7 protein-coding genes are annotated in these 5,815 nt (G+C 45.0%); all 7 read left to right on the top strand.

Annotated features, from left to right (window positions below):
* Positions 1–348: ABC transporter ATP-binding protein (locus tag ACTF5U_RS11985; RefSeq protein ID WP_438971866.1), on the top strand; the 348-nt coding region annotated here is incomplete at its 5' end.
* Positions 345–1,646 carry a Fe-S cluster assembly protein SufD gene (sufD, locus tag ACTF5U_RS11980; RefSeq protein WP_438971865.1) on the top strand — a complete coding sequence of 434 codons (1,302 nt, stop codon included), beginning with the start codon at positions 345–347 and terminating at the stop codon, positions 1,644–1,646. The genes ACTF5U_RS11985 and sufD, both read left to right, overlap by 4 nt.
* Before the next feature lie 3 nt (positions 1,647–1,649).
* The gene (locus tag ACTF5U_RS11975) at positions 1,650–2,909 is read left to right on the top strand and encodes a SufS family cysteine desulfurase (RefSeq protein ID WP_438971864.1); all 1,260 of its coding nucleotides are present in this window, start codon (positions 1,650–1,652) and stop codon (positions 2,907–2,909) included.
* Positions 2,909–3,355 carry a Fe-S cluster assembly sulfur transfer protein SufU gene (gene sufU / locus ACTF5U_RS11970; RefSeq protein WP_438971863.1) on the top strand — a complete coding sequence of 149 codons (447 nt, stop codon included), beginning with the start codon at positions 2,909–2,911 and terminating at the stop codon, positions 3,353–3,355. The genes ACTF5U_RS11975 and sufU overlap by 1 nt, the downstream gene beginning before the upstream one ends.
* A gap of 12 nt (positions 3,356–3,367) precedes the next feature.
* Positions 3,368–3,697, top strand: coding sequence for an SUF system Fe-S cluster assembly protein (locus tag ACTF5U_RS11965; protein ID WP_438971862.1), 330 nt, complete (start codon positions 3,368–3,370; stop codon positions 3,695–3,697).
* 192 nt (positions 3,698–3,889) lie between these two features.
* Positions 3,890–4,327: an Hsp20/alpha crystallin family protein gene (locus tag ACTF5U_RS11960; RefSeq protein WP_438971861.1), complete on the top strand. Its 438-nt coding sequence runs from the start codon at positions 3,890–3,892 to the stop codon at positions 4,325–4,327.
* A 118-nt stretch (positions 4,328–4,445) separates the two neighbouring features.
* Positions 4,446–5,815, top strand: a 1,370-nt coding sequence (locus ACTF5U_RS11955; RefSeq protein ID WP_438971860.1) for an NAD-dependent malic enzyme, incomplete at its 3' end; no start/stop codon positions are given.

The following is a 5,815-nucleotide window of genomic DNA, read 5'->3' as shown; positions in this document are numbered from 1 at the left end:
CACCGTAACGTAAACGAAGGTTTCTCGGGCGGTGAAAAGAAACGTAATGAGATTCTGCAAATGGCTGTTTTAGAGCCTGCTTTAGCGATTCTGGATGAAACTGATTCGGGCCTTGATATTGATGCCCTGAAAACCGTTGCAGAGGGAGTTAACGCTCTCAGAGCTGAAGATCGCTCAATCGTTATGATTACCCATTACCAACGCTTACTGGATCATATTGTTCCTGATTTTGTACACGTATTGTCAGAAGGAAAAATCGTGAAATCCGGCGATAAAGAACTGGCTAAAGAGTTAGAAAAATCAGGTTACAGCTGGATCCACGATGCTCCGGAAGGTCAAACAGCATGAAACAATTAACTGAAATCACAACGCCATTCAGCGAGGTAGCTGCAAACAGCACCTTGCCCGGCGCACAGCTCGACTGGTTGCAGACTTTGCGACAGCAGGCACGTGGTCAGTTTGAACGTCATGGTCTGCCTGCTAAAAAGGTAGAAGACTGGAAATATACATCCCTGTGGCAGCTGACTCAGGAAGATTTTACGCATGAAGCGAAGCCGAGTTCAATGGATTCAGCACGATGTGCGGAAGTCGCACTGATCGAGCAGGCACATCGTTTAGTGATTGTTGATGGTCAATTCAACTCAGAATTATCTCAGTTAGACGATCTGGAAACAGGTTTAACTTTGACATCTTTAACAGAGTCGCTGGAAAATGCCGAACATCAGCTTAATGCAAGTATTGATATAGATAAACCAGGTCTCAATGCATTGAACACGATGCTGATGCAAGAAGGCGCTTATTTGTATGTCGCTGCAGACCAAAAAATTGAGAAGCCGGTTGAGATTTTGGTGATCAATAGTGGCGAAACCGACAAACTAGCCACCCATTTACGTCACCTCGTCAAACTTGAAGCGGGTAGCGAAATCACTTTGATTGAACATTATGTCAGTCTTCAGGAAAATACAGGCTTCACCAATGTGGTGACCGAAGTGGAACTGGCTGAAAACGCGAAGCTGGATCACTTTAAACTACAGCATGAGTCTCTCAAACAGTTTCATATTGCCACGCTGGCATCAAAACAAGCCGCCAGTAGTCAATGGAATACCAACAATATTTCGCTGGGTGGCAAGCTGGCACGCAACGACATTCACAGTCAATTACTGGGTGAAGAGTCGCACGTCACGATGGATGGTTTGTATCTGCTTGATGGTGATCAACATGTTGATAATCACACACGTATTGATCATGCCGTCCCTCATACGACCAGCGAAGAAATATACAAAGGCGTGATGGACGGTGACAGTCATGCGGTCTTTAATGGCAAGGTTATTGTGCACAAAGACGCTCAAAAAACCGATGCCAATCAAAGCAATCGTAACCTGCTGTTATCACGTAGCTGTGAAATTGATACCAAACCTGAGATGGAAATTTATGCCGATGACGTTAAATGCGGCCATGGCAGTACAGTTGGTCAGCTTGATGAAACACAGCTGTTTTTCCTACGTGCTCGCGGTTTAGATGAAGTGAGTGCACGTAGTTTGCTGACTTATGCCTTTGCGGTTGAAGTATTGCAACGCATTAAAGCTGAACCTGTTCGTCAGGCTCTGTCTAATGTTATAGAGCATCGATTACCAAGAGGTCTGTAATCCATGACACAAACAGAATTAAAAGCAGTACCGGACGCGTTATCTGTGCTGGATATTGATGCTGTAAGACGTGACTTTCCGATTCTGAATCAGACAGTTAACGGCCATACACTGGCTTATCTCGATAATGCTGCCAGCAGTCAGAAACCGGTTCAGGTAATTGATGCGGTAAGTAACTATTATCGTCTTGATAATGCCAATGTGCATCGTGGTGTACACCGTCTTAGTCAACGAGCGACAGACGCATACGAAGGTGCACGTAGCAAGGTTCGTGGTTTTTTGAATGCGCATTCAGACAAAGAAATTGTCTTTGTCCGCGGTGCCACAGAAGCGATTAATCTTGTTGCACAGAGCTTTGTGCGTCCGCAGATCTCAGCTGGCGACGAGATTTTAATCAGTCATATAGAACATCACGCTAATATCGTTCCCTGGCAGATGTTGTGTGAACAGACCGGTGCCAAGCTTAAAGTCATCCCGATGACGGAAACGGGTGAGCTGGATCTGAGCGGGATTGATGATCTGCTGAATGAACGCACTAAGATTTTGGCAATCGGACAGGTTTCGAATGCGCTGGGTACGATTAACCCACTGCATGACATCATTGCCAAGGCTAAAGCCAAATCAATCCCTGTACTTGTCGATGGCGCTCAGGCAGTACCGCATATGAAAGTAGACGTGCAGTCATTGGATTGTGACTTTTATGTGTTCTCTGGCCATAAAATGTTTGCGCCGACCGGCATCGGTGCGCTGTATGGCAAACAAGCCTTACTGGAAGCCATGCCGCCATGGCAGGGCGGCGGCGATATGATTCTGTCGGTCAGTTTTGAGCATACAGAGTACAATACGCTGCCTTATAAATTCGAAGCAGGTACACCTCACATCGCTGGTGCTGTCGGTTTAGGTGCGGCGATCGACTATATGCAGGATTTGGGCATAGATAACATTGCTGCACACGAACACGCCTTACTGGAGATTGCTACGGAAAAACTGCAGCAAATAGAAGGCCTTCGTATCATCGGTACAGCCAAAGAAAAAGCCAGTGTGCTGTCCTTTTTGATTGAAGATGTGCACCCTCATGATGTCGGTACTATTTTTGATCAACAGGGTGTAGCAATTCGTGCTGGTCATCACTGTGCACAACCGGTAATGCAATATTTTGGTATTGCGGCCACAGCCCGTGCCTCGTTTGCTTTTTATAACACCGAAGAAGAAATTGATGCTTTGGTCAATGCGATCAAAACAACACAGGAGTTGTTTGCCTGATGAGTGATTTGAGAGATCTCTATCAACAAGTGATCATGGATCACAAAAAAAAGCCCCGTAATTTCAGGGAAATTACCGATGCCAACCATATGGCACATGGAAATAATCCGTTATGTGGCGATGCGCTAGTGGTCTACGTCAAACTCAATGGCGATGTCATTGAGGATGTCAGTTTTCAGGGCAGTGGCTGTGCAATTTCGGTGGCCTCGGCCTCGCTAATGACAGAAACATTGAAAGGTAAAACATTGGAAGAAGCACAAACGCTTTATGACAATGTGCACCGGGCTTTGACAGGTGAAGAAGAGGGCGGCGAACTGGCCGGCAAGCTTGAAGTTCTGGCTGGTGTTAAAGAATTTCCGGCGCGCGTGAAGTGCGCCACTTTGTCATGGCATACCGTGCATGCGGCAGTCGACAATGATCATGATATTTCAATTTCAACGGAGTAAGCAGGGCAGATTATGAACGATCAATATACAATTAGCCCAGAGCAACTCAAAGAAGAGGTGATAGAGGTGTTAAAAACCATCTATGACCCCGAAATTCCGATCAACATCTATGAGTTAGGGCTCATCTATAAAGTGGATGTTAGTAACTCGGGTAATGTCAGTATTGATATGACATTAACGGCGCCAGGTTGTCCTGTTGCACAGTCGTTTCCGGGAGATGTTGAATCACGGGTGATGTCAGTCGATGGTGTGAAAAATGCACACGTTGAGCTGGTCTGGGATCCACAGTGGACTAAGGATATGATGACAGAAGCCGCTCAACTGCAGCTTGGCATGTTCTAACGGAGTTATATATTAAAGACAATAAGGCCCATTTCTTTTGAAAGAAATGGGCCTTTTTTATGGGTTGATGATAGCCAAAAACAATTGAAATTTTATTATTATTTCCTCTTGAAAACGCTTGTGGGTGAACATATTTTTACGTTTAGAAAGACATGTCTTCTACTTAACAAACTGTTTTAGGAGGTATTTGTTATGGCTATTCAACGATATAGACCTTATACATTGCTGGATGAATTACAGCGTGAAATGAGTTCCTTATTCCAGGGACCCGCTACGGAAAGTAGCTTTAACAGTGAAGAATGGAGTCCGGCCGTTGATATCAGTGAGGAAGAGGATAAATTTACCATTCATGCAGATTTGCCTGGTGTGAAGTCAGATGAAATTGAAGTCACAGCAGAAAATGGTATTTTGACCATTAAAGGTGAACGCGAAAATATTCAACAAGAGAATAAAGATAATTTTCGACGGATCGAACGTTTCAGCGGCAGCTTTATTCGTCGGTTTACCTTACCCGAGCAGGCTGATCTTGATCATATTACGGCGAAAAGTCGTGACGGAGTATTGGAGTTGATGATTCCAAAATCAGTTAAGGCTGACCCAAAACGGATTGAAGTAAAAGTCGAGCATTAATAATAAAAGCCTGGTGATGAATGCATTGCCAGGCTTTTTTCTTTCAAGTTGCTTGATATCCGGCCCTATGTGGTGTTTATACTGATACGTAACGCCTTAAATGGACAAGGACTAATTGATGAACGCTGCGCACGAGAAAGGCCCTATTTACATTCCTTACGCTGGTCCCGCGCTGACGTCCATGTCCATACTCAATAAAGGTACCGCATTCAGCGAGCAGGAACGCCGGGATTTCAACCTCACCGGACTCATTCCACACCGGTTTGAAACCATTGAAGAGCAGGCTGAACGAGCCTATCTTCAATACTGCAGTTTTGATGAACCTATTAACAAACATATTTATCTGCGGACGATTCAGGATACCAATGAAACGCTGTTTTATTATCTGTTAGAACAGCATCTGTCCGAGATGATGCCAATCATTTATACGCCGACTGTTGGTGAGGCTTGTGAACGGTTCTCACAGATCTATCGACGTGCCAGAGGATTATTTATCTCCTATCCTGAACGGCATCATATGGATGATATTTTGCATAATGCGACTAAGCAGAATATAAAAGTCATTGTGGCAACAGACGGCAGCCGTATTCTCGGTCTTGGTGACCAAGGTGCCGGTGGAATGGGCATACCCATTGGTAAATTATCCCTCTATACCGCCTGTGCAGGTATCAGTCCGGCTTATACCTTGCCGGTGATGCTCGATGTTGGCACTGATAATGAAACATTGCTTCACAATCCAATGTACATAGGCTGGAAACACGCACGCATCAATAATGAACAATACGATGAATTTATCGAGTTATTTGTTCAAGCCATAAAAAAACGCTGGCCTGACGCGTTACTTCAATTTGAGGACTTTGAACAGCGCAAAGCCTTGCCATTATTAGAATGCTATCAAGATAAAATATGCTGCTTTAATGATGATATTCAGGGTACTGCATCGGTCGCTGCAGGATCACTGATGGCTGCCTGTAAGGCAAAAAATGAAAAACTGTCACAGCAGACGATAGTATTTGCAGGCGCGGGGTCCGCCGGTTGTGGCATTGCTGAACAATTGATTGCTCACATGTGCGTTGAAGGCTTATCCGAAATCGAAGCCAGAAAGCGGATCTATATGATCGACAGACAGGGGCTATTGACCCGGTCTATGAACGATCTTTATGACTTTCAGCAAAGACTGGCTCAGGAGCAGTCAACTCCTGAACACATGAATCTGCAACAGGTGGTAGAGCATGCCAAACCCACCGTATTGATTGGGGTGTCAGGGCAAGCCGGGTTATTTAACGAACGGTTAATAAAGACCATGCAGCAGTATTGCGCACATCCCATTATCTTTCCGCTCAGTAACCCATCTAAACAGGTGGAGGCTTTGCCGGAACAGCTAATTCAATGGACCGATGGTCAGGCCTTAATTGCGACAGGGAGTCCGTTTAACCCGGTTGAGTATCAAGGTAAGCCATACCCGATCGCACAGTGCAACAATAGCTA

This window comes from Methylophaga sp., assembly GCF_965655755.1.
GTDB lineage: Bacteria > Pseudomonadota > Gammaproteobacteria > Nitrosococcales > Methylophagaceae > Methylophaga.
This window is presented reverse-complemented; position numbering and strand designations above follow the sequence as displayed.

Coding starts and splice junctions, on each gene's coding strand:
- sufD (WP_438971865.1), top strand. CDS start 345: ATGAAACAATTAACTGAAATCACAACGCCATTCAGCGAGGTAGCTGCA.
- ACTF5U_RS11975 (WP_438971864.1), top strand. CDS start 1,650: ATGACACAAACAGAATTAAAAGCAGTACCGGACGCGTTATCTGTGCTG.
- sufU (WP_438971863.1), top strand. CDS start 2,909: ATGAGTGATTTGAGAGATCTCTATCAACAAGTGATCATGGATCACAAA.
- ACTF5U_RS11965 (WP_438971862.1), top strand. CDS start 3,368: ATGAACGATCAATATACAATTAGCCCAGAGCAACTCAAAGAAGAGGTG.
- ACTF5U_RS11960 (WP_438971861.1), top strand. CDS start 3,890: ATGGCTATTCAACGATATAGACCTTATACATTGCTGGATGAATTACAG.